Annotated in this window: 18 protein-coding genes; 10 read left to right on the top strand and 8 right to left on the bottom strand. The window is 56.6% G+C overall.

The annotated features are described in order from the left end of the window. Positions 1-290 precede the first annotated feature (290 nt). The gene (locus Q31a_RS04985) at positions 291-1295 is read left to right on the top strand and encodes a hypothetical protein (protein WP_145074891.1); all 1005 of its coding nucleotides are present in this window, start codon (positions 291-293) and stop codon (positions 1293-1295) included. A 400-nt stretch (positions 1296-1695) separates the two neighbouring features. On the opposite strand, the gene hisH is transcribed toward Q31a_RS04985, so the two are convergent. Then, the gene (hisH, locus tag Q31a_RS04980) at positions 1696-2316 is read right to left on the bottom strand and encodes an imidazole glycerol phosphate synthase subunit HisH (protein ID WP_145074888.1); all 621 of its coding nucleotides are present in this window, start codon (positions 2314-2316) and stop codon (positions 1696-1698) included. 439 nt (positions 2317-2755) lie between these two features. Between hisH and Q31a_RS04975 the strand changes: the two genes are divergently transcribed. Then, complete coding sequence (locus Q31a_RS04975) at positions 2756-3433, top strand: penicillin-binding protein activator LpoB (RefSeq protein WP_231691073.1); 678 nt, start codon at positions 2756-2758, stop codon at positions 3431-3433. A gap of 84 nt (positions 3434-3517) precedes the next feature. Next, positions 3518-4903 carry a hypothetical protein gene (locus tag Q31a_RS04970; RefSeq protein WP_231691072.1) on the top strand — a complete coding sequence of 462 codons (1386 nt, stop codon included), beginning with the start codon at positions 3518-3520 and terminating at the stop codon, positions 4901-4903. A gap of 369 nt (positions 4904-5272) precedes the next feature. On the opposite strand, the gene Q31a_RS04965 is transcribed toward Q31a_RS04970, so the two are convergent. Then, entirely contained in the window at positions 5273-5494 is a 222-nt protein-coding gene (locus tag Q31a_RS04965; protein WP_145074882.1) for a hypothetical protein, read from the bottom strand. A gap of 467 nt (positions 5495-5961) precedes the next feature. Between Q31a_RS04965 and Q31a_RS04960 the strand changes: the two genes are divergently transcribed. The 5 genes from Q31a_RS04960 (at position 5962) to mscL (ending at position 14001) form a co-directional block, all read left to right on the top strand. Then, positions 5962-8964: a DUF1553 domain-containing protein gene (locus Q31a_RS04960; protein WP_197356220.1), complete on the top strand. Its 3003-nt coding sequence runs from the start codon at positions 5962-5964 to the stop codon at positions 8962-8964. Further along, entirely contained in the window at positions 8954-10390 is a 1437-nt protein-coding gene (locus Q31a_RS04955) for a DUF1501 domain-containing protein (protein WP_145074874.1), read from the top strand. Before Q31a_RS04960 ends, Q31a_RS04955 begins: the two co-directional genes overlap by 11 nt. 760 nt (positions 10391-11150) lie before the next feature. After that, a complete protein-coding gene (rho, locus tag Q31a_RS04950) occupies positions 11151-12626 on the top strand; it encodes a transcription termination factor Rho (RefSeq protein ID WP_145074871.1) in 1476 nt (491 codons plus the stop codon). 21 nt (positions 12627-12647) lie between these two features. Next, positions 12648-13055, top strand: a complete 408-nt coding sequence (ribH, locus tag Q31a_RS04945; protein ID WP_145074867.1) for a 6,7-dimethyl-8-ribityllumazine synthase — start codon at positions 12648-12650, stop codon at positions 13053-13055. A 478-nt stretch (positions 13056-13533) separates the two neighbouring features. Then, the gene (gene mscL / locus Q31a_RS04940) at positions 13534-14001 is read left to right on the top strand and encodes a large-conductance mechanosensitive channel protein MscL (RefSeq protein ID WP_145074864.1); all 468 of its coding nucleotides are present in this window, start codon (positions 13534-13536) and stop codon (positions 13999-14001) included. Between the two features lie 267 nt (positions 14002-14268). Here mscL and Q31a_RS04935 read toward each other — a convergent pair whose 3' ends face one another. The 6 genes from Q31a_RS04935 to Q31a_RS31310 all read right to left on the bottom strand — a co-directional run bounded on the left by Q31a_RS04935 (position 14269) and on the right by Q31a_RS31310 (position 19458). Then, the gene (locus Q31a_RS04935) at positions 14269-16023 is read right to left on the bottom strand and encodes a tetratricopeptide repeat protein (protein WP_145074861.1); all 1755 of its coding nucleotides are present in this window, start codon (positions 16021-16023) and stop codon (positions 14269-14271) included. 71 nt (positions 16024-16094) lie between these two features. Continuing rightward, positions 16095-16919 carry a 3-deoxy-8-phosphooctulonate synthase gene (gene kdsA, locus Q31a_RS04930; RefSeq protein ID WP_145074858.1) on the bottom strand — a complete coding sequence of 275 codons (825 nt, stop codon included), beginning with the start codon at positions 16917-16919 and terminating at the stop codon, positions 16095-16097. A 13-nt stretch (positions 16920-16932) separates the two neighbouring features. Next, positions 16933-17997, bottom strand: a complete 1065-nt coding sequence (locus tag Q31a_RS04925; RefSeq protein WP_145074855.1) for a diacylglycerol/lipid kinase family protein — start codon at positions 17995-17997, stop codon at positions 16933-16935. Between the two features lie 184 nt (positions 17998-18181). Next, positions 18182-18439 carry a hypothetical protein gene (locus Q31a_RS04920; protein WP_145074851.1) on the bottom strand — a complete coding sequence of 86 codons (258 nt, stop codon included), beginning with the start codon at positions 18437-18439 and terminating at the stop codon, positions 18182-18184. A gap of 304 nt (positions 18440-18743) precedes the next feature. Then, the gene (locus tag Q31a_RS04915) at positions 18744-19286 is read right to left on the bottom strand and encodes a 3-hydroxyacyl-ACP dehydratase FabZ family protein (protein ID WP_145074848.1); all 543 of its coding nucleotides are present in this window, start codon (positions 19284-19286) and stop codon (positions 18744-18746) included. Between the two features lie 67 nt (positions 19287-19353). After that, the gene (locus Q31a_RS31310; protein ID WP_369299139.1) at positions 19354-19458 is read right to left on the bottom strand and encodes a 50S ribosomal protein bL37; all 105 of its coding nucleotides are present in this window, start codon (positions 19456-19458) and stop codon (positions 19354-19356) included. A gap of 360 nt (positions 19459-19818) precedes the next feature. Between Q31a_RS31310 and Q31a_RS04910 the strand changes: the two genes are divergently transcribed. Together Q31a_RS04910 and Q31a_RS04905 are read left to right on the top strand one after the other, a co-directional pair. Beyond that, positions 19819-21429: a prenyltransferase/squalene oxidase repeat-containing protein gene (locus tag Q31a_RS04910; protein ID WP_145074845.1), complete on the top strand. Its 1611-nt coding sequence runs from the start codon at positions 19819-19821 to the stop codon at positions 21427-21429. A gap of 145 nt (positions 21430-21574) precedes the next feature. Further along, the gene (locus Q31a_RS04905; protein ID WP_145074842.1) at positions 21575-23323 is read left to right on the top strand and encodes a prenyltransferase/squalene oxidase repeat-containing protein; all 1749 of its coding nucleotides are present in this window, start codon (positions 21575-21577) and stop codon (positions 23321-23323) included. Positions 23324-23341 lie beyond the last annotated feature (18 nt).

Below are 23341 nucleotides of genomic sequence, written 5' to 3'. Positions count from 1 at the left end.
TTTTTACCAGTTCAGCTCCGGTGACAATTTCATCTCAGAGGAGGGGAGGGGACCAAGCGACCGCTTGCCCCTCAGAAAACCGGGGATCGACGTCCCAGCGACGCGCCAGCTGCAAGGAAGACAAGGCACTCGGCTTTGCCCCTACGCGGCTGGGAGCAAATTTATTTGCCTGCCCAATCCAGCACGCGGCTTTCTGCATTGACCTATAAGCCGCCGAAATAGTACCCTCGCCACCCGTCTTGGTTGCGTCCACACCCCGCAAAAACGCACGATCAATTCGTCGAGTTGCCTTGAACTCCTCCTTCCTCCCCTCTGACGGTTCGACTTTGAGTCTTCGCCTCATCGGAAATCAACCTGAACTCCCTCCCGCTGCAGTACTTTGGTACGCACAGCGAGCATGCTTGATCGCCTGCCTTGGATGGCTATTGAGCACGGCAGGCGGGTGCGCGCAGTGGACTCCATTCTCTAAAGCGGAGACGGAGGCGGCCAACAACGACACCCTGGCACGCGGGCTACCGGTCCGACAGATGAGTCCCGACAGTGTGGTGATCGAAACCGTACTCGTTCGCTTTCCACTCCATAGCGAAGCGCAACTGAGCGAAATCTGGCAGCACACCGACGAAACAATTCTCCCCGTATCCCAGCGCCAACGGCTGGACAACAATGGCCTGCGAGTCGGCGTCCTGCTCTCAGAATTGCCGCAAGTAATTCGTGACAGGCTGCATGAAACCGGGACCGATCAAGCCCTCGATGCGTTGGAACACGCGGGACTGGCCGCCGATGCAGACAATAAGATGCGCAAGCTCCAGTGTCGCTCCGGGAGACGCAAAGACCTCCTCATGCGACGCCAGCTGCAAGACCCCTTAACCATTCTGTCAACCTTGGACGGCAAACGGGTATCGGGCGAAACCTTCGATCGCGCCCAAATTCTGTTTGACCTGCGAGCGATCCCTCAAGGCGACGGTACCGCCGTTGTTGAACTCACTCCAGAAGTTCAGCACGGGGAACAACGCCAGGCCTTCGTGAGTACCGACTACGGCGTGCGGCCCGAAATGAAGCGCGCTCAAAAAACGTGGGATCCCTTGGCAGTCCGAGTGCAATTGAAACCGAAGCAGATCCTAGTCATGTCCTGCACCGATCCCCCCAAGGCGGTCGGCAAGGCCTTTTTTATGACCAAGACGGCTGACCACTCGGAAGAACGGGTCGTTTTGCTAGTGCGACTCGCCGAAACTCAGCTCAATGAGCTGTTTGCCCCCGACATCATCGAACAGGCAAAAGCTCTAGCGGAACGCTAGGCCAGAGAATTCATCCGCTGGCAAAATCAATGGACTGCCCACAAACGGCCTCTGCCAACAGCCCCCAGCCCCAAAGCAGTCCCTCGAATTTGCAACCTGCCGCATGACGGCTCTTTAAAAATAGTAAACCGCTGCATGAGCCAGGAAGAGTGTGGTTGCCACGATAGGGACAGCAGGGAAATTACCTCCACCTAGACGCTAAACGCACTCTCCAATCAACAAGCCGGCGAGCAAGCAAAAGTGGTGGCTGAGAGAGGAGCGGCTGAGACCGAGGTGATTAGGGACGCTACCTGTTAGACCTGTTAGGTAGAACTGAAAACAGCCGTAAATCGACCTGCGTCGTCTGTTCACGAACTCAGCCATCCAGCCGTGGCTTCCAATCCTCCAGCTCGCCTCGCACTCACAACTCGGCGAAATTCTTAAGAAGCTGCAAGCCGTCGCGTTGGCTCTTCTCCGGGTGGAACTGGGTTGCGAACAAATTCTCGCGCCAGACCGCCGCGCAAAATTCTTGCCCGTAATCGCACGTCAACCAAACATCGCTGGCATTCTCTGGGACGACGTAATAGCTGTGCACGAAATAGAAGTGTGCCGTGGCTGGAATGTCCTTCAAAAGCGGGCAATCGGCATGCGCGATCGACACTTGATTCCAACCCATGTGGGGGACTTTTCGATTTTCGATGGTGCCGAACTTCTCAACTCGCCCCGGCAAGACGCCCATTCCGACATGTTCGCCACCTTCAAAACCAACATCGAACAACATCTGAAGGCCCAAGCAAATCCCCAGAAATGGCTTGCCCGCTGAGATTGCTTGCTGGATGGGGCTCACCAATTCACGGCGATGCAACTCCGCGATAGCATCACCAAACGCCCCTACACCTGGCAGAATCACCTTATCCGCCGCTTCAACCCTGGCCGGATCACTCGTGATTTCCGCCACGAAGCCAACATGCTCGAGTGCTTTTTGCACACTCCGCAAATTGCCCATTTGATAGTCAACGATCGCGATCTGTGGTTTTGACATTGCGTCCGAGTTGCTTGCAATAAGGTTTCCTCCCTCTGGCGAGGCTTCAACGTCACATGGCCAGAAATAGAATTAGCCAGTGGATGCCTGATTCGGGGAAACGGAAACGCGGGGAAGCGGTTTTCCAAGTGGGAATTATTGCAAAGAACCCCTGCGAGCGACAGGTCCAATGATGTCTATCGCCTCCCTTTCAGCCGTGAGAGACCTCCGTCTCATTTCGCCTGATGGTTAAGAATCGCGCCACCAATGCCCGATCAATAGCCAAGAGAGGCAGTTTGCCGGCGTCCGATAGGAAGTCCGAACCGCTTCTCCAATGCTTGCGATCAAGCTTGCGCCTCAGGTTTCTATTGCGGTGCTTCGGAGAGTTTGCGAGTATTCCGCACTGTACGTTCGTGAATGCAATATGACCGGCATGGAAGCTGGTTCAAGGAGTTCCAGGATGGGCAATCCCTTGCCTCGTAGAATGTTCTGTGTTGGGCTGTTCGCTGCAGCCGGTGGTTGCCGAGGCTACCAGTACGGGCATCTATTGCGTGATGGTCAGGCAGACATGGTGGGTAGCCACAGCGCGGGTGGCGAAGTTTACAAGCCGCTGGTCGAAGAGTCGGTGGCGAGGCTCTTGGGAGCTTGCGAGGTAACGCCTGCATCTGCGACGTACACCCCCGAAGGAATTCCACTGGCGCGGCGAGTGTGCTTCGTCGGAGTGGAGAACAAGAGTTCCGAGGAGTTGGGGGATTTCAAAGACCAAATCTACCAGTTGATCGATACTCAGATCAATCGCGCCGGATCGTTCGAAGCCATCAGTCGCCGGATGGTGGATGCAGCCCTGGATGAAACTCGCTTGCGGCCCGATTCGCTATTGGTCGCTTCCAACATGCGCATCTTTACCGCAGTGCTCGAGCGCGACGGGCAACCGGTCGACTATCTGTTGTACGCGACGCTGACTAGCGGTACGACAGATCGGAATAAATCCTCCCAGCGCGACTACCTGCTCACGCTAGAACTGGTCGACACCCGCAGTGGCAGCTATTTGAAAGAGCAAGCGGAAATCAGCAAGGGATACCACCGCTCTCCATTGGGTAAACTAGCCAACTACAGCATTTTCCCCAGTGGCCGATGATCCAGCTCCGGTAGGTGCTCGCGCAGTCCAACCACACTGCAGCGAACACTTGCTAGCTCCGAGTAGCGAGGCACGCGCCACCCCATGATCCGCGACTCGAATTGCCCTATTCCCGGTTGGCTGGCACTGCGTTCAGCCCTTGGAGCGTGCGCTGCGCCAATTCTGGCTGCCGCGTTGCTTGTTGCTGCAGTGCAGTGCGGTTGTTCGACTCACGCTCAGCGATTAGCCGCACCGCGCCAGGCATTTTATGCCAACGACCTTCAGCACGCGCACGCCCAACTCGATAAGCTGTCCGCCAAGCCGAAGGGGGATCGATCCGTGGTCGAGCTCGACCTGGCTATGATCGAACTTCTCAATGGCAATGCACCGAGTGCCGAACGGCGTCTGCAGGCGATCCGTGACGAATGGGAGGAAATGGAGCAGAAGAGTCTCGCTGAAGAGGCGGCTGCTCTGATCACGGATGATCAACGTCGGGCCTACAGCGGTGAGGATTATGAAAAGATCTTGGTCCGCGTTTTTCTGACCCTAGCCAGCCTGATGAATGATGGAGTCGATGCAGAAGCCTACTCCCTGCAAACGTTAGCCAAGCAGGAGAAGCTAGTCGCCAGTGCACAGGAGAAGTGGGGCACAGACGTGGGCCTCGACTACTGCGTTCCGCCCTTGGCTCCCTACCTCAGAGGCGTTTTGCGCGAAGCCACCTTGCATGACTACGACGACGCCCTGCGAGCCTACACCGCAACAGCCGAGCTGGCCCCCGAGGTACCGTTCTTGATGGACGACATCGACCGCGCACGCACCGGCGTCCACAGCTCGCCCGGACACGGAGTGGTCTACGTGATCGCGATGGTGGGCCGGGGACCGTATAAGGTCGAAACCGAAGCGCGTGCCACTCAAGATGCTCTGTTGATCGCGGATCGGATTCTGTCGGCGGTTGGCGAGTACTCGGTGCCACCCACACTGGCACCCGTCAAAATCCCCGGGATTGCCAGCCCCCCCAAGCCGTTTGATTTGGTCGGTGTCGAAGTTGACGGCATCCCCATTTCAACCACCTACCCACTGACCGACCTCAATCAAATGGCGGTCGATTCCTTGGCTGCCAAACGCAACAACTTGATCGCTCGCGCCGTCTCACGACGCGTCATCAAAAAGGGCGCCGTGTATGCCGCCAAGGACCAGTTGAATGTCAACTCCTCCCTAGCCTCGTTTGCCATGGACGCTGCAGGGGTGATGTGGGAGGCCACGGAATCCGCCGATACGCGATGCTGGGGCTTGCTTCCTCGGGAGGTGCAGTTGCTGCGACTCGAACTACCAGCTGGCAACCACTCGCTGCATCTAGAACCGATTACTTCAGGACGACCAGTAGGCCAAGGAACGCATTGCGACATCGAAGTGGTGAGTGGACGCAACACCTACATTCTGTCGTACTGGCCAGACACGCGACCGATTGGGCAAGTCATGGTCAGCCCCTAGTCTTCGTTGGTGCCACGACAGGTGCTCACTGCGTGCGACGGAACGAATAAGGCGTTCTTGACAGAAAGATGGAGACGGAAAACAGGACGCGACGAAGCAATGGTGGCTCACGCATTGTTGAGGGTCGAGTCGCCGTGCCACCGCCGGGCAGTGGTCTGATCGGTGGCCTGCTGGAACGTTCGTTCAAAAACTAGTCCCCACGCCCTCAAAGTCCGCTAGCGCAACAGCGGATTGCTCGAAATTCGGTAGCAAGCGACTAAGGTCCTTCGGAACAATTAGTGTCGCCAGATCGCTGCGCCGATCAGCATTTTCGCGAACGAACCGGCGGAGCGGTTCGGCGACTATCCGCCAATAATGGTTCCGACGGTCCTAAGCCGAGGCCCCACGGGCAGAGCCCATACCGCAAAGCATCCCCCCCGATGCGTTGACGCGAGGCCGACGGGCACATCCCATCTTCCCATCTCCGTCTTCCCATCCCATCTTCCCATCCCATCTTCCCATCTCCGTCTTCCCATCTCCGTCTTCCCATCTCCGTCTTCCTGCCTCCACCTTCCCATCTCCACCTTCCCATCTCCATCTTTCCATCTCCATCTTTCCATCTCCATCTTTCCGTCTCCAACTTCCTGCCTCCAACTTCCTGCCTCCATCTTCCTGCCTCCATCTTCCTGCCTCACCTTCCCGTCTCCGTCTTCCTGCTCTCCCCCCTCCACTCGCCTATTTGTGGTACGCGAATCGGGCTCACAGTCCACTCCATCGCTCCGCACCAGAATCGACGTTCTTTCTGCACTGCTATGGGTTATACTGGAGTCAACTCCCCAACCGATTTCCTACCTACAAGTATGTGCGCAAGCAACTAGCCTGCCATCTCGCGTTTCAACTCGAAGGCACGCCCCCCCTGATCGCATTGAAACCACCGCTGATCCGGCTCGGCCTAAGCAACCGGTGGCAAAATCAACAAGCCGCCAAGCGGCGGGTTGCTACCTAGACAGGCCCGATGCCGTCATGTCGCAAAGGGCAACTGATTTGCGGACTCTACCTCCCACCTCGGATCCTACCTCGTGCTGTTCAAGAACCACTCTTCAAAGCCGATATTGCGTATTGCAATCATGGCCATCCTCGGTTGGTTGACGAAATCGTCGGCGTTAGCGACAGACCCGATCAATTTTGCTACTGAGATAGCGCCATTGCTGGAACGAAGCTGCCTGGGTTGTCACTCGGCAGGAATCGACAAAGGAGATGTTTCGCTGGCAACGCCCCAGTCCTTATTGGACGCGGGATTTCTGATTCCGGGGGATGCCGATTCTAGCCACCTTGTCGATCTGATCACTTCGACGGACGGCAATCCAGCAGCAATGCCCAAAGACAGCCCCTCATTGCCAGACGCTGAAGTCCGCTTAATACGGCGTTGGATCGAGCAGGGCGCTGCATGGCCTGAATCAATTGTGCTGCGTGAACCGCCTGCAAGCGATGCAAGCTGGTGGTCCTATCAACCTCTTGCAAAAGACTTTGTATTCCATTCGGTGGATGAATTCATTGACCAAAAACTGGCCGAACACCAACTTGAGCGCAGCCCTCCCGCGGACCGTCGAACTCTAATTCGGCGACTCACCTTTGACCTTCACGGATTACCACCATCTCCCGCAGCGGTTGTTGAATTCGAAACGGACCCTCATCCTGATGCGTATGCGCGGTTGGTCGATCGGCTGCTCGAATCCCCACTTTATGGCGAACGGTATGCTCGGCATTGGCTCGACCTGGCTCACTATGCCGACACTCATGGATTTGAAAGAGACCAACGCCGCGACCATGCATGGCGGTATCGAGACTACGTGATCGATGCTTTCAACGACGACAAACCGTACAACCGCTTTTTGCAGGAGCAGATTGCTGGTGACATTCTATGGCCAGACGACTCTGCAGCGATCATCGCCACCGGTTTTCTCGCTGCCGGACCTTGGGATTATGTCGGTCAAGTTGAAACGAAAAGCCCCTCGTTGCGTCGTGCTGCCCGCACCCTGGACCTGGATGACATGGCAACGCAGGTAATGACCGCCACGATGGCGATGACCATCAATTGCGCACGCTGCCATGACCATAAACTCGACCCACTTTTGCAGGAAGAGTATTACCAGCTACAAGCGGTCTTTGCCGGCGTCCAACGTGCCGAGCGTTTGGTTCACCCCAGCAGCGTCGAGGAATACCAGGCTCGCCGCGAGCGGCTGATCTCCCAACAGCGGCCAATCGATTTCGAGATCGGAATGCTGGAAGGCCAAGGAATTGACCTAGCTGATATCGTTGGCGGAGGTAGCGGTTTTGGATCGGGGACCATCGGGGCTGGGCTAGATCCCAGAACGGCGAAGTCAGCCAGTCCAGGCGGGGGTGCGTTGATAGAGATCACTCCCAATCAATTTGCCAAGTCATCGCTACGGTTTATCGATGGGCTGTTTATCCCCGACGGAAATGATGGCTCGACCCCAATCCCCATCACCTCGTCAGGAATCACCATTTCCGGACTACCCGATACATCGGGGACGGCCTGGGATGCGGTTCGCAATGGTCCGGTTGCCAGCCAACATTCAACCGTCCTGTCCGAAATTGACTTTGCGAGCGGCCCACACACGCTGCTGGGACTGCATGCCAATGGCGGAATCACCTTCGATCTGACAGCGATCCGCGCGGCAGCGCTGTCAGTAACCGAGTCACCTCCCTGCGACTTGCGGCTGACGGGCAGCGTTGGCTACTTTGGCGCCGCAGGGGACAATCGGGCCGACGCGTACGTGTACGTCGACGGCGAAAGAGTCGCTCACTTTCCGCAACTGAAGCGTCAAGATGGCCTGCGGGTAATCGATATCTTGCTCCCCGCTTCGGCCGAATACTTAACGCTGATCTCTACCGACGGTCAAAACGGATACAGCCATGATCAAATCGGTTTCGGGGACGCGAGACTGCGGCCGACCTCGCCTGCACAGCCAACTCCGCAAGCACAAGAACGACTATCGGAACTAAAGGCAGAGAGACAAGAACTCGCCGTAAAAATCAAAGCTATCGGCCCACCCCCGAAGTTTTTTGGAATCGAAACTACCGACCAAGTTCCTCCGGTCTATCTGCTGCAACGGGGCGATCCCGAATCGCCGGTCGGCAAGCGGTTGGCTCCCGGTGGATTCGCCGCACTTGCCATGCTCTCTCCCGCATGGGGCTCCAGCGATTCATCCACTGATGAACGCCGGGTGGCGTTGGCGCACTGGATCACCGACCCTCGGAATCCGCTAACACCAAGGGTTTTGGTGAATCGGCTATGGCATTGGCATTTTGGCCAAGGGATTGTGAACACGCCCAGCGATTTTGGATTTGGCGGTGACCTTCCCTCACATCCAAAACTGCTCGACTGGCTCGCCCTTCAATTGCAAAAAGAGAACGGCTCCATCAAAGCGGTCCACCGATTGATTTTGAATAGCAAGGCGTACAAGCAACAATCACGGTTCAGCAGTCAAGCGGATGAAATTGCCGTCGATGCCGATAACCGTTTGTTGTGGCGACAGAATGCGAAACGGATGGAGGCGGAGGTTATCCGCGATTCGATTCTTGCCATCACTGGCAACCTGAACCCTGCACGGGGCGGCCCTGGCTTCGAGGATTTTCAGTACCAAGATGCCTATGCTCCCATTTACATGTATGTCACCGCAGACTCGCCCCCGCTATGGAAACGCAGCATTTATCGATTTATCGTCCGCACCACCCCCAACCCGTTTCTATCGACGCTCGATTGCCCGGACCCCGCCAATCTCACGCCAACGCGTCTAACCACCACGACGACGCTGCAATCACTAGCACTCTACAACAACGACTTTGTACTACGCCAAGCAGACGATCTGGCAGTACAGATTCAGAGACGCGCCGGTGACAGCCCAGCTCAGAAAATCGAACAGGCATTTCTGTCCGTACTTCAAAGAGCTCCCACGCCAAGCGAAGTCGAGCTTGGCAGCGAATTCCTGGCGACCCAAGAGTTATTTTTGTTCTGCCGAATCCTTTTCAATTCCAGTGAATTTCTGTATGTCGACTAATCCCCCCATCGTTTCTACGAGTAGTCGTCGACAGTTCCTTTCTCACGCGGGAGGGGGACTGGGAGGCGTTGCATTCGCAACCCTACTTGCGGCCGAAGAACCCACTCGACGCCAGGGTCTTCCCCAGCCCAACGCCAAACGAGTCATTCAGATCTTTTGTCCCGGCGGAATGAGCCAAGTCGATACGTTCGACTACAAACCTGAACTCGAGAAGCGAGCGGGCAAGCCCTTTGATCCAGACGGAAAACTTCAGTTCTTTGCTTCCAAGCCTGGCAACTGCCAACCCAGCCACTGGAAATTTCGACAACATGGCCAGTCGGGGCGTTGGGTCAGTGACCTGTTCCCCAAACTGGCGACCTGTGTAGACGATATGGCGTTTATCTATTCCATGCAAAGCAAAACGGCCTTGCATGGTCCCGCCTGCTTTATGATGAATACCGGATTTACGCTCCCAGGCTTCCCCAGCATGGGTTCCTGGGTCACGTATGGCCTAGGCAGCGAAGCCGACGATTTACCCGCTTTTGTGGTACTGCCAGACCCTCGAGGCCTACCGCCAGGGGGCGTCATCAACTGGGGCGCAGGCTTCTTGCCTGCGGAATATCAGGCAACGGCTCTCAACACCAAGGAATCGGAGAACCCGATTGCAGACCTGTTCCCGCCAGCCCAATACAAAGCGAAATCTCCCGCTGCCAAACGCGACAGCCTGGCGCTGCTACAAGAACTGAACTCCCAGCATTTGCAGCAAAGGTCGGGAAACACCGAACTGGAGGCTCGGATCAAAGCCTACGAGCTGGCGGCTCGGATGCAACTCAGTGCTCCTGAGGTCACCGATACTTCGACGGAATCCAACGCCACACTGCGACTGTATGACATCGCTCATCCTGAAACGGGCCCATTCGGGCGTCAGTGCCTGCAGGCCCGCCGGCTGGTCCAACGAGGCGTGCGATTTGTCCAAATATACTGTGGTGCCGAAAATACGGTGGCTAAGAAAATCCGTCCCAACTGGGACAGTCACGAAGACCTACCACGGGACCATGGCTACTGGGGACAAGTTCTGGATACGGGAGCCTCTGCCCTGCTAAAAGACTTGAAGTCCCACGGGATGCTAGAGGATACGTTGGTGATCTGCACTACCGAATTCGGCCGCCAACCTGGAGCCCAGGGAAGTGCAGGGCAGGGGCGTGATCACAATTCGGGGGCCTTCACCTCCTGGTTGGCGGGAGGTGGAATCCGCGGAGGCGTGGCGTATGGCGCCACCGACGAACTTGGGTTTAAGGCGATTCAATCGCCGACGTATTGCTACGACCTCCACGCGACAGCATTGCACCTTCTGGGCATCGACCACACGAAATTGACTTACTATCACAACGGCATTGAGCGGCGGTTGACGGACGTTCACGGACATGTGATCCAGGCAATCATCTGACGCAGGTCTGCAGCCCTGAGTCTGCGTTGAGCTCCCCAACTTAGAGGAAACATGCCTTCCAGCCCGATTCCGTTGGATAAGACATCCCCGCAGAGGCTGCTTCCGGTCGCTGCTCCGCTCGCGGTTGCGGGTGGGGACCGGACATTTCGCACCTGTCCACAATTGCTAATTTCTGTCGCTGAATTTTGCTGTTTTGTTCTTGCTGGCCAGCGACATACAGCGCGGCGCTGAAAAGGGGTGCCCAAGGCGGTGGAATGAATCTCGGTACTGATTCCCAGTATCTTATTTCTAAAGCATCCTCCATGCGGCAACCGGTTTGACAAGGTCGTAAGTGGAGGGTGCGAGAGTGTGAGATTCACCATCCCTGCGCCACAGGTGGCGTCAGGATTTTCAAAAATTGCGGATGCCGCAATGAAAAGCAAGGGGCGAGAACTCGCCGTACATGGGGGGGTTGGGTTCACTAGGCAAACGATGTGGCGGATAGCGGGCAGGAAAGCCGCTTAACGCCCTGCGAGCAGCCCATCTTTGCTGTTCGTGCCGGGCATTCGCGTCTATACTAGGGAGAGCTCGCACCGGAAGCGTCCGCTAAGCTTATCCCTGAGTACTTGTTCGAATTGGCATCCTCAGTCAATACGATTGTACGACCGTCTGCCTTCCGAGCAGTCACTTATCCAATGCCTCACCTCAATCCGCTAGACGGATCTACCTTCCAAGATTCTGGATCGCTACCGATTCAGACTTATCGGTCAGGAGTTTCACCATGACAGGTCAACGACCTCCTCGTTGGCGTGGAGATCGATCCCCCCGCCGCGATCTACTCGGCCGAAATCGAACGCCCCAGGCAAGCCCGGAAATCGAAGAGCGCATTCGCGAACTCGACTCCGATCGGGAGCCGATGTCGTTGGCAGAAGAGATCGCCATCGAGTCTCGAGGAGCCGCCAAGTCGGACCAACCGCAGCCCGAGCCAACCGCTTCACAATCCCCGTTTGCTGCCTTGCAACGGATGTCGGAAGAGGAACTCCTGTCGGTTGCCGAAGCGGAAAATGTGGCCAGCGAGGGTCTAGGACAGCGCGAACTCGTTTTCCAAATCATCAAGACCCGCTTGAAGAGCAACGGCTTGATGTTCGGTGAAGGTACGTTGGAAATCCTCCCCGACGGCTTCGGGTTCTTGCGCAGCTCCAATCACCACTACATTTCCTGTCCCGACGACATCTACGTATCTCCCAGTCAGATCCGTCGGTTTGGCCTACAAACCGGTTCCACCGTCGCCGGACAAATTCGGCCACCGAAGGAAAATGAGCGATACTTTGCGCTCCTGCGGGTCGAAGCCATCAACTTCCACGACCCCGACCTGCGGCACCGCAAGCCCGACTTCGAACATCTGACCCCGCTGCACCCGAACCAGCGTATCGTGCTCGAAACCGACAGCGATTCGCCTGAGACCCGCGTAATTGACATGGTCGCCCCCATCGGCTTTGGGCAGCGTGGGTTGATTGTCAGCCCACCTCGCGCAGGTAAGACGATCTTGATGCAAAAGATGGCCCGCGCCGTCTTGAAGAATTATCCTGCCGCGCATGTCATGATGCTGCTAATTGACGAGCGTCCCGAAGAGGTCACCGACATGGAGCGGGAAGTGCGAGGACCGAATTGCGAAGTGGTCAGCAGCACCTTTGACGAACCTTCATCGCGACACATCCAAGTTGCCCACATGGTGCTGGAAAAAGCGAAGCGGATGGTCGAATATGGTACCGACGTCGTAATCTTCCTCGACAGCATCACCCGTTTTGCGCGAGCTTGGAATAGCGAGTGCCCACAGAGTGGTAAGCTGCTGACGGGCGGCTTGGACGCCAATGCACTTCAAAAACCCAAGTCATTTTTTGGCTCTGCGCGCAAGGTTGAAGAGGGGGGCTCGCTGACCATTATTGCGACCGCCCTGGTCGACACTGGCAGCCGAATGGACGATGTCATTTTCGAAGAATTCAAGGGTACCGGAAATCTAGAAATTGTTCTCGACCGCAGCTTGGTCGATAAACGAATCTGGCCGGCCGTCGATATCAACCGCAGCGGTACCCGTCGCGAAGAAATCTTGATGGATACCGAAGAGTACAAGCGCGTCTCAGCACTGAGACGCGCGCTCGGCGAATTGAGTCCTACCGATGCCATGGAAAAACTCAACGAACGCTTGGCCAAAACCAAAACGAATGCCGAGTTTCTGATGGGCATTAAACTGAACTAACCATCTTTCCAAGTGCAGATTATGATCGGAATTACCGTAGCCCAATACAATTCCAACATCACCGACCGCTTGCTCGAAGGCGCCTTGAAAACGCTCAGCGAAGCCGGGTATGCGAAGGAATTGGTGCCTGTCATCCACGTCCCAGGTGCATGGGAACTCGCCCTGGCCGCCCGTAGACTCGCCGCTCGCCCCGATATTCGAGGCGTGGTTGCTCTAGGTGCAGTCATTCGCGGCGAAACCACGCACGATCAACATATCAATCGCGCCGTGAGCAACGCCCTGATGGACTTGATGATGGAAACACTCAAGCCGATCGGTTTTGGACTGCTGACTTGCAACACGCTCGAACAAGCGATCCATCGAGCTGGTGGTAATGTGGGTAACAAAGGCTGCGAAACGGCCGAAGCCGTTTTAGCGATGCTCGTCTGACAGCGCCCCCCAAAGCCAACCGCCGCCTCAGACCCTAAACGCACCACGCTCTGCCTCGACTCCGCTAAAATTCAACTCTACAATTCAACTCTACGGCTGGTAGAGCGCTGCCATGCCAGTGCTTTTCTTCGTGGCCAGCATGCGCGTTCGCCCAAGTTCGATTGCTCCAAGCCCCCAAGCCTGTTAGCGCACCGATTGGTTGTTCGAATCGAATTGCCAGTTGCTCAACCTGCCAGCTGCTAAGACCTAGCCCCATGGGCGAGGCCAGCGCACCACGAACCCTAGAACTCTAAAGCGAAACCGGCCGCAGCGTTAGCTACCGATGCGAGTCTGCGTTGAGGATCTCGCCGACGGTTTGTTCCCTTGTCCATTGCAGGTGTATTGGAGTATTCTAAGCCACCGCGGTTCTAATCGTTGTTTTCAACGGGCACCGTGGCACATGGGGTATTCGTTCTGAACTGCAAAAGGGTTGGTTGTTATGAGTCTCGTCAAAGAATTTCGCGAGTTCGCGATGCGCGGCAATGTCATTGATTTAGCCGTAGGGGTAGTCATTGGAGGAGCTTTTCAAAAAATTGTGAGCTCTTTTGTAGCCAACATTGTCATGCCACCTCTGAATCTCTTGACCGCCAAGGCGAATGTTAACTTCAATGAGCTAGCTTTGAGGGTCAAGACTGAAGCACCCGTTCTCGACGACACGGGTGCTCCAATTATCGAAGATGGAGTCGCGAAAATGGAAACCTACAACTACGCCATTTTGAACTACGGTGCATTGATTCAGACCATCTTCGACTTCCTGCTAATCGCCATCGCCATCTTCCTTGCGGTGAAGATGATCAATACCGCCAAGGCGCGTTTCGAAAAGGAAGAGGAAGCGGCCCCCAAGGCGCCGTCGGAAGATATCGTCTTGCTGCGTGAAATTCGCGACTCGCTGAACAACCGCAGTTAGCCCATCGCGCCAGCGGCCTGTTGCTTGAGGAGCATTGGGGGGCTTGCCGCGGAGGCAATACCCCGAATTCTCCGGTAGCCGCAACCACCCTTCCTTGCTCACGCTGCGGATTGCGATTTCAGAGAGTCGGCAGAGCATTGCGAGGATGGATATCCAGCACACGAAACGCCGAGCGACTCTCCCTACAACGCACTCCCTTCCCTACAACGCACTCCAGGCAGTCAGCCTACCAAGTCTGACAGTAGCGAGAGTTTTTTTATCCTTCGCCTAATTGCTGGCTTCCCGCTTTAGATAGCGCAGACGCAGTCGATTGCCAGGCTCTTGCGGGCTAGGCTGGTGCGTCAGGGCCTCGGTCGCTTCCGGTAATCGCCCCAACTCCTGCTCTATGCGACCCAACAGATACCAGCCGGCTGCATGCCATTTCTGAGCGCGGCCATCCTCGAGCACGCGTTTGCGTAGGAAGTTCTCTGCGGCTTCGTAATTGCCACGATCAAAATGGAGTTGGGCCAACAGAAATGCGGTATCCACCTTGGCCAAGCCCAGGACGGCCTGCGCTTGGAGAACTCGCATCTGATATTGCTCCATTGGCTCACCAGGCGCCCTGGGAACTCCAAGTTCGCGTTGCACATCGGGATCGTTGAGGAGCTTGCGAAGCGAATCGTCGTCGATCCGATTGTCCATGTAGAGGGCCAGGGCGCCGCGTTTCTCGTTTGTGTTTTCGAATTCGCCCCACAGGTGAGCTAAGCGACCTCTCGCAGCCGGGTTATCCATCAACCACACACCATGCTGGTTCAAGTAGTTCATCATGGCTGGCGATGTCGTCTTCAACATCTCGCGCACTTCGGCGGCTCGCAGCTGCGCCAACAGTGGAGCTTGCCAGATTTCAACCGGCGCATCGGGGACAGCGGCAGAGATTCGCGACTGCAGCGCATCCAAATCTTCGAACAGCACCATGCGCTCCTCGCCGAGCAACTGCCCCTCCAAGATCTTCATCCTTGCACTACCGGCAGCCGGAACAACATCCATGAACAGCTTGATTGACTTCAGCTCACCCGCATCTAAGGGGTAGTCGAATTGGCCTGGCAAATCGAGTCGCCGGAGAATGCGGTCGTTCGTCTGCGCTGCCGCTAGCGTGGCCAAGGTCTCCGCATCGGGGTCGAGAATTGGCATCCCCAGCGAGGGCTCGAACAAGTACACGTCCTTGCCGATTAAGACACCAATCGTCCACAATTTTCCGGCTGCCGCACCTGCAGCCTCATTGGCAACCCAAAAGGTATCGATACCGCGTTGATCAGCGAGCGCCGTAAAAACCCTCCCTCGCTCCACAAAGTCTCCCGACGAATAGAGAACGGTTTCCCAGGGGAGGTAGTCGCAACCCAGCACCCTGTCGCCGCTCAGGGAGGTTGGATTTTCAAGCAAGTCCTCGGAGGGCTCTCGATCGGGAGTGAGCGCAATATTGCGGATCGTCCAATCGAACAACTTGTAGGCTTCTTCGAGTTGAAGTGCTTCTGCAGGAGTTTGATGGGAGCGTTCTTTTTCCAGGACGGGCTGCAGTAAATTGTCCCGCATCGGGAAGGCGATCACCCACTTGGCAAGTTGCTGCATCAAATGCCGCTCAAAAAGATACTCGACATCCCAGTAGCTAAAGTTCAGATTTACGGGATGACTGCAACCCACGGCCTCCAGCCGGTCGGCCGGAATGCTCTGCAGCAAGGGGCTGGGAGCGTACTGCGAGGAAGTCGTGTCGGCGTCCTTCAGCCAAGTGTTTAACTCGAGCTGCACTTCCGGAATGTAGTTCTCACGATTGACTGGAGTCATTTGGACGAGGTGGCGAAGGGCTTTACGCAAGTGATCATTCTTCGTCTTCCCCTCCTCGATCTGCTGGGCCAACCGCTCTGCATTATTGCCCCGCCTCGCATAGCAACCCGTAGTGAATCCAGCGCACAATAACGCGGCTAAGCACAGAAGCGGCCCCACTGGAAAGGCTGCGGAGTTCAAGCGTGTTGGCAGACGAGAATTCATGCGATCGAAACGTTCGAGTTAGGGAAGGGGGGAATATGACGCGTCCAAAACGGCTGCAGAGTCCTTCAAACCTACCAGCCTGAGACAACGCGCGAAAGGTCTCGTAACTGCGACAATAGCTTTTGTACGCTATCCAACGGAACCATGTTCGCTCCGTCACTGGGAGAGGTGTCGGGATCGGGGTGCGTCTCCAAGAAAACCCCATCGACCCCCACCGCCACCGCGGCACGGGCCAGCGGCCAAACCATCTCGCGATTGCCTCCGGTTGCGCCCCCTAGCCCCCCAGGCTGCTGAACGGAATGGGTTGCATCAAAGATAACGGGCGCCCCAAAACTGCGCATCAAGGGCAACGATTGCATGTCATTGACCAACCTTCCGTAGCCGAAGAAGGTCCCACGCTCGCAAAGCAGGACACCCGCGGCTCCCGCCGTACGCAACTTTTCCAGCACGTACTGCATGTCCTGAGGCGCCATAAATTGCCCCTTTTTGACATTGATGGGTCGATCGGTTTGGGCGGCGGCGAGCAAGAGATCGGTTTGCCTTGCCAGGAAGGCTGGGATTTGCAAGAGCTGGCACACCTCGGCTGCTGGGGCCGCCTGCTCAGGTAGGTGGATGTCGGTTACCGTGGGCAACCCCAATGTCTGGCCAACCTCCTCCAGCACGCGCAGCCCCTCCTGAATCCCGAGCCCTCTAAAGGCCGTGCCACTCGTGCGATTGGCCTTGTCAAAGGAGGCCTTAAAGACGAGCGGCAGTCCCAACTCTTCGCAGAAGCCCCGCAAGCTCTCCGCAATCGAGAGAGTTAAATCGCGATTCTCGATGACGCACGGACCAGCGATAATGGTCAGTGGTGTGGCCTTGCTGCCGCAGGCGATGGGGCCAATGTTAACTTCATCCAAGACGAGCTCGCTTCTATGATGAGGGAATAATCAATGTCAAACGCTTCGGCGCCGATCGAATCTGTAACGGTAGTATACCCCCACTGTCACCATCCATCTGGAAGGGCACGCCGCGTGGCTCCTCCTGAAGTAGAGGCTGATCGATCGACAGCTGGCTGCACCGCATGTGCTGAAATCCAGCCATCTTTTGATGCGTGCCGAGCCGGAGTCGTGCAAAGTAGCCTAGACCGTAGGCAATCCCCGGTTTCGAAAAAGTGCAGATGTCCAGCAAGCCGTCGGTCGGATCGGCTTGGGGACAAAAGTTAAGGGAAGCCGCGTATCGCGGGACGTTAAAGACAAACACCCAAGCGGCCGAACCACGCGTATCGCCAGTGGAAATTTCCGGCAACGGCTCGCAAGCGACAGGGTTCGACTCCCCAGAAAATTCAGTGACGTTAGTGTCCGTCGGCCGCGCATCGCGCTTCGATGCGGAGGGCATGCGAGGGATCCCCCCAACAGGCTCGTCACCGACCGATTCACGATCCAAGGAGCCATTAAGCCGATAGTTGAGTGCCGGAAAGCCGTAGCGTAGCAAGGTTCGGAAGATGGGACGCACGTAGGACCAGCGACTGATGTGCCCCCTCCGCAGCGCCGTCATCTGACGGACAACTTCCGCATCAAAACCCACGCTCAACATCACCAGAAAGATCTTGCCATTGGCGATCCCTGCATCCATCTTGAATCGGCGATTGGCAATTGCCGTTGCACACGCCTGCCGAATGTCGCCACGCAATCCGAGGTACTTCGCCAACAGATTCTCGGTACCCAGCGGAAAGACTTGGAGCGGAATCGTGGCGGGCAGCAGGTTTGCCAGAGCATCGACCGTACCATCCCCACCTGCCGAAATGACCGCTCGCAGATTACCGGCCGCCTCCGCTTGCAAACTTGCCGCCCGAACCCCCTCGAGAGAAGTCAGGATCTCACAATCGAAACCACTCTGGTTGAGCGCTTCGCATAGTGCAGAGACCTTGGCGACAGACGAACTAGCCCCAGAATTGGGGTTCGCAGCAATTAAGATTCGTGGAGTAGGACCGTTCATCGAGCCCTAGTGGCCGTTGAGTTATGCGTAGAGCGAGTGCGGTTTACCCTGAAACCTCCGCAACCGTTGCCACCAACTTGCCGCACACAACATGCTGCATATCGAGCCCGACGGATGCGTTTGACGCTGGAATTTATCGATGAAAACTGCCGACGAGCTCAGGTTGCGTCGCCACGGAACCAAGTTATTTACGAATCCGATTCGCTTTCAAGCTGGCCCCGATGGCACGCTTTCGCGATATCAGCCACAGGGACAACCCGGCGGTAGCGACAACCGCCAGCCATGCGACCGCGTGCTCCGGCTGCAAAACATAATGAGCGGCCGAGTCCGCAGAAACCACCTCGTGCACGTGCCCTGGATGAGCCCACGCAGGTTGAGGATTGCAAATCCAAGCACCGAATAGACCACCGATCGCAACGCGGGCAAACACTTGAAATGTCATGGATGGGCTTTCAATGGAGACGCCAGCTAACTTCGCACGACAGGGATGGGAAGCCAGTGGCGTTTTCGGAGTTATTGTCGAGGTAGCTGTGTGTCTCAAACAGAGACAACTTGGCGGAGCAATGGGGAGGCTCACTGCGGGCGAACTGAGATCAGTGCAGTGTGCTTCTGCAACCGATTCCGCGCACCTCGCCTCTTTCCGGACATCTCTTCTCAGTCGACTCCCACATTTGCGACACTCAATATAGGACATATTACGCGAGTAATATCGCTTGAGCCTCGCCAACGACGCGTCTTCCGCAAACTTACTTCCCTTTAGGGGCGTTCGCAGCAGCTTGAGCCAATTGGGAGTTAACCACATCGATCGGAATTGGAATCCCTTTGAGGACTCCCTCAACGGCGAGTCGCTCGCGGACGAAACCTTGGAACTTCGTCACCACAATTCTTCCGCGCCGCAGCTTGGTCATTTCACACATCAACACCAAGCGGTCACCGGGAATAACGGGATCGCGAAAACGCACATCCTCCAGCCCGCCGAACCCAACCATGGCAGCCCCGAGCAAATCGTACTTCTGGGAGAAGTAGCTGCACATTTGTGCGGCTGCCTCCAGCATGACGACTCCCGGCATCAAGGGCATGTTGGGCATGTGTCCTCGCACCCAAAATTCGTCATGGGTGACATCTTTGTACCCCACGCAAACATGATGCTCGAGGTCTTCGTGGATAATTGCCGTCAACTGTTCCATTTCGAACCGCTGCGGATTGTATTTACGGATTTCCTCCGCATCCGAAATCACATTCGTGAAATCGAGCATTGCCGGATCATAAATCAGTTCACGCGCTGCCACAGGCCTCAAATCTCCCAGGCGGGGACCGTCTCAGTCAAAACGAAGTCGATGCAGTGACCCTGCGGTCCTAGATGCGTGTCTTGACCTTGCGACGCTTGGCTTTCCGAGCCTTCGAGTTGGCTGGGCGAGCTCCGTGATTGGCCTTCTTTAACTTGCGAGTTGGCTTGGTCATAGCTACTACTAATTCAATTTAATGGATTCAGTACTTGAATGCATTCTGAGCGAGATACACCGACCCCGTCTGCAGAAGCGTTGGACGTAATAGAGTATCAGCTAACTGTGGCTGAGAAAAGCCTTGTTATCAGAGCTCTCATCGGTTGTTTGCTCACTCCGCCGCTCCTATTTCTAGCAAACACAGGCATTTTGGGGAGTTTAGTGACAATTCCAGTTTGAAACTCCATTTCGGCCAAGTTTTGGACAATTGGTTGCATTAGCCTAGAATAAGCGTATGGACCATCCGCCCGGCAGCCATTGGAAGAATGCTGGGCGTTTGCTTTCGAACCACTCAACGCCAGCGCGGATGTGACAAGCAATGGATTACCCTGAACTGAGTGAAACTTCTCCCCGCTCGGCCGAGACGCGCCGAACGCGTGGCGAGGCGTCTCCCTCTTCGGAGATCCCCCACAGCTGGCATCCGACGGAAGAGTTTGAACAGCAGCGCGCAACAGCCTTGCGGCGGCGTTTCTTCTGGACGGCTGCCCCCAGCTGGCTGATCAGCCTCCTCATCCATGTGGCGCTAATCCTGATCCTCGCAGCGATTACCCTGGAACCCGTCCAGAAAGTCATTAGCATCCTTCAAGCCAGCTCGGGTGGAGATGCGGTGGCGTTGGAAGAGTTCGACTTGCAGAGCCCCGATATGGACCTCCAGGCACAACCACTGGACGAGCCGCTGTCTGCACCGCCCCCCCCGATGAGCGACAGTGCCCCACTGCCTGAATTTACCGCGCCACCGCCGCCTACCATCCAACCCCTGGCGCCATCGCTTGAGCTCAATGCAATCACTGAGAGCGTGATGCCCTCGCAAATGCTCAGCACGTCTGCCCTGGCGCAAATGTCCTCTGCGTTGAACAGTCGCTCTTCGGCCAGCAAGAGCGAAATGCTGGAGCGTTTCGGGGGAAGCGCTGCCAGTGAAAAATCGGTTGCCATGGCGCTTCGCTGGCTTGCACAGCATCAAGCACCCGATGGAGGCTGGGACTTCAACCACTCTCGCTTGTGCCGCAATCAATGCCCAGATCCAGGCAGCAAGATTTACGCGCGCAACGGAGCCACGGCCATGGGCCTGCTGCCCTTCCTAGGCGCCGGACAAACTCACCTCGAAGGACAGTACAAAGATACGGTGAAACGCGGACTGAGCTTCCTCATCAACCGCATGCAAGTTACCAACGAAACGCCCCCCCACGGATCCTGGCATGAAGACGGAGGCACCATGTATTCTCATGGATTGGCTGCCATTGCCGTGTGCGAAGCCTACGCAATGACCCGCGACCCCGATCTAATCCAGCCTGCCCAGTTGGCGATCAACTATCTCGTTTATGCCCAAGATCCACGTGGTGGAGGATGGCGTTACCAACCAAAATCGCCGGGTGATACCTCCGTGGTGGGCTGGTGCCTGATGGCGCTAAAGAGTGGCAAAATGGCCAACCTAGTCGTCCCCCCCAGCACCTTCCGAGGAACGTCTAACTTTCTAGACTTCGTAAGCACCAATAACGGCGCCTACTATGGGTACGAGGAGCCCACGTCGGAAATCGATAGCCGGAAAAGCACGATCGCAGTCGGGCTGCTGTGCCGGATGTACATGGACTGGCCCAAGGACCATCCAGGTCTACAAGATGGCATCAAATTCCTGGCTGCCAAAGGTCCCCAAGTCGACGACCTGTACTTCAGCTACTACGCAACGCAGGTCATGAGACACCAAGGAGGCCCCCTATGGGACAAATGGAATCAAGGCATGCGGGATGCATTGATCCAAGCTCAGGCCACCGAAGGACATGCCGCCGGTAGTTGGTATACCGGGGGCCCCCACGCTACTGCCGGCGGACGCTTAGCCGCCACCTCCTTTGCGACAATGATCCTGGAAGTCTACTATCGGCACATGCCGCTGTACCGTGAAAAATCGGCCAACGCCGACGACTTTGAGATCTAAGCCGCGCTTGGCTGCGTTTCTCCCTGAGGGGTAAAACAGACCTCCTGGTAGCATTTTCGCTCCTTCCGTTGAGGGCGAGCTAGAATAGAAGGTCCAACTTGGCGTTTGGCGATTTCTAGCAATCTTTTTCGCGCAACGGAACGCGATGCCCTCTGATCCTCGCTCGACTCTGGCTAACCAGCCTCCCGCTGCTCCTCCGCCAATCGATCCTAACGGTCGTGCGGGTCGCGCTGCGCCTCAGCCCGGGACAACCGAACGGCCCAACACAGGCGCCCCCCCCTCCAATCCACTGGCCACACCCGAGCCGTCCGCAGCACAGATCGCGCCTGCCGCAGAGGGGGCGCCCCCACTCACAGCGTCCGCCCCTGCCCACTCCCTCGACCACCCCGAACCACAGCCCCAGCCGGCGTTGGGCAGATGGGGAATCTACTGGCAAAGAGTTCAACAATACTGGGATTCTCGCAAAACTCCCGCCCTCCTGATCAGCTTAATCCTACACGTCAGCATCCTGCTTCTGCTGGCCTTCCTAACGTTCTCGGGGCAGGTCGGGATGCAAGACGGCTTTGACTTCACCATCCAAAATGAGGCGAACAACCAGGAGCAATTGACCTCCGAGTTGAAGCTAGCTGCGGGCGACTCACCGCCCCCGCCCACGAGCAATCCCGAACAAGACTGGGAGCCCCCGCTGCCCGCGGAAACGGCCAGCACTTCGATTAGTGAATTGCTAACCCTTGCCACCAGTGAACAGACAACCCCACAGCCCGACGCTGCGGTTACCGAACTCCAACAACTCGTCAGCGGTTCGGCAACTAGTTTAACCGCTTCGTTTTCAGGTTCTGGCGTGGAGGGACGGCAGCTACTGAAACGTCAGGAATTGGCCTTAGCACGCGGTGGAACACTGGAAAGTGAGCAAGCTGTCGAGCGAGCGCTCGAGTGGCTTGCGGCTCACCAAATGCCCAGTGGTGGCTGGTCGCTCGTTCATACGGGCGGTGAGTGCAATGAGCGTTGCGGCAATCCTGGTTCCCACGAACGCTTCGACCCTGCAGCGACCGGTCTGTCCCTACTGGCTTTTCTAGGTGCGGGATACACGCACCTGGAAGGTAAGCACAAGGAGACGGTCCGCCGTGGTGTCTATTTCCTCTACCAGATCCTTGAAGAAACTCCCAACGGCGGCAGCTTCCTCTACCAGAGTGAACGGGGCATGTACAACCACGGCATCGCAGCATTTGCGATGTGTGAGGCCTATCAACTCACCCAAGATCGCGACTTGCTCAAACCGGCTCAACAGGCGGTGGATTTCATTGTTCATGCCCAGAGCTACCAAGGAGGCTGGGGATATCTTCCGAAAAAGCCTGGCGACTTAACGATCTCCGGCTGGCAAATGATGGCGTTGAAAAGTGCCCAAGCAGCCGGACTCGAAATCCCGGACGCAACCATCCTGGCAATCGACATCTTCCTCGATACGCAACAGGCGGAGGAGAGCAGCTTCTTCGGCTATGCTCGTCCCGGGAAATCACCGACGTGCACCGCTATCGGCAATATGATTCGGCTCTTCCGCGGCATGTCCCACACCGATCCACGCATCCTCCAATCCGCCGCCTTCCTCAACAGCATGGGGCACTCCGGCACCGACGCCTACTACAACTACTACGTGTCGCTCTACCTGTTTCACGTAGGTGATCCTTTTTGGGAACGCTGGAATCCACGCGTACGCGACTACCTGGTGCGCTCCCAAGCCAACTACGGGCACGAGGCGGGCAGCTGGTACTTTGACAACCCCTATGGCAAGGAAGGGGGCCGACTCTACACCACCGCCATGTGCGCTATGACCCTGGAAGTCTACTATCGGTTCTCCCCTCTCTACCAACAGTCGGACCAACCGTTCGAACTGTAAAGTGTGACCGGCACCTAC

It is taken from the genome of Aureliella helgolandensis (assembly GCF_007752135.1).
GTDB classification, from domain to species: Bacteria; Planctomycetota; Planctomycetia; order Pirellulales; family Pirellulaceae; genus Aureliella; species Aureliella helgolandensis.
This window is presented reverse-complemented; position numbering and strand designations above follow the sequence as displayed.

Bases quoted from the DNA above. Each gene is read 5' to 3' on its own strand.
- hisH (WP_145074888.1), bottom strand. From the start codon at position 2,316: ATGTCAAAACCACAGATCGCGATCGTTGACTATCAAATGGGCAATTTG.
- Q31a_RS04975 (WP_231691073.1), top strand. From the start codon at position 2,756: ATGGGCAATCCCTTGCCTCGTAGAATGTTCTGTGTTGGGCTGTTCGCT.
- Q31a_RS04970 (WP_231691072.1), top strand. From the start codon at position 3,518: ATGATCCGCGACTCGAATTGCCCTATTCCCGGTTGGCTGGCACTGCGT.
- Q31a_RS04965 (WP_145074882.1), bottom strand. From the start codon at position 5,494: ATGGAGATGGAAAGATGGAGATGGGAAGGTGGAGATGGGAAGGTGGAG.
- Q31a_RS04955 (WP_145074874.1), top strand. From the start codon at position 8,954: ATGTCGACTAATCCCCCCATCGTTTCTACGAGTAGTCGTCGACAGTTC.
- rho (WP_145074871.1), top strand. From the start codon at position 11,151: ATGACAGGTCAACGACCTCCTCGTTGGCGTGGAGATCGATCCCCCCGC.
- ribH (WP_145074867.1), top strand. From the start codon at position 12,648: ATGATCGGAATTACCGTAGCCCAATACAATTCCAACATCACCGACCGC.
- mscL (WP_145074864.1), top strand. From the start codon at position 13,534: ATGAGTCTCGTCAAAGAATTTCGCGAGTTCGCGATGCGCGGCAATGTC.
- Q31a_RS04935 (WP_145074861.1), bottom strand. From the start codon at position 16,023: ATGAATTCTCGTCTGCCAACACGCTTGAACTCCGCAGCCTTTCCAGTG.
- Q31a_RS04925 (WP_145074855.1), bottom strand. From the start codon at position 17,997: ATGAACGGTCCTACTCCACGAATCTTAATTGCTGCGAACCCCAATTCT.
- Q31a_RS04920 (WP_145074851.1), bottom strand. From the start codon at position 18,439: ATGACATTTCAAGTGTTTGCCCGCGTTGCGATCGGTGGTCTATTCGGT.
- Q31a_RS31310 (WP_369299139.1), bottom strand. From the start codon at position 19,458: ATGACCAAGCCAACTCGCAAGTTAAAGAAGGCCAATCACGGAGCTCGC.
- Q31a_RS04910 (WP_145074845.1), top strand. From the start codon at position 19,819: ATGGATTACCCTGAACTGAGTGAAACTTCTCCCCGCTCGGCCGAGACG.
- Q31a_RS04905 (WP_145074842.1), top strand. From the start codon at position 21,575: ATGCCCTCTGATCCTCGCTCGACTCTGGCTAACCAGCCTCCCGCTGCT.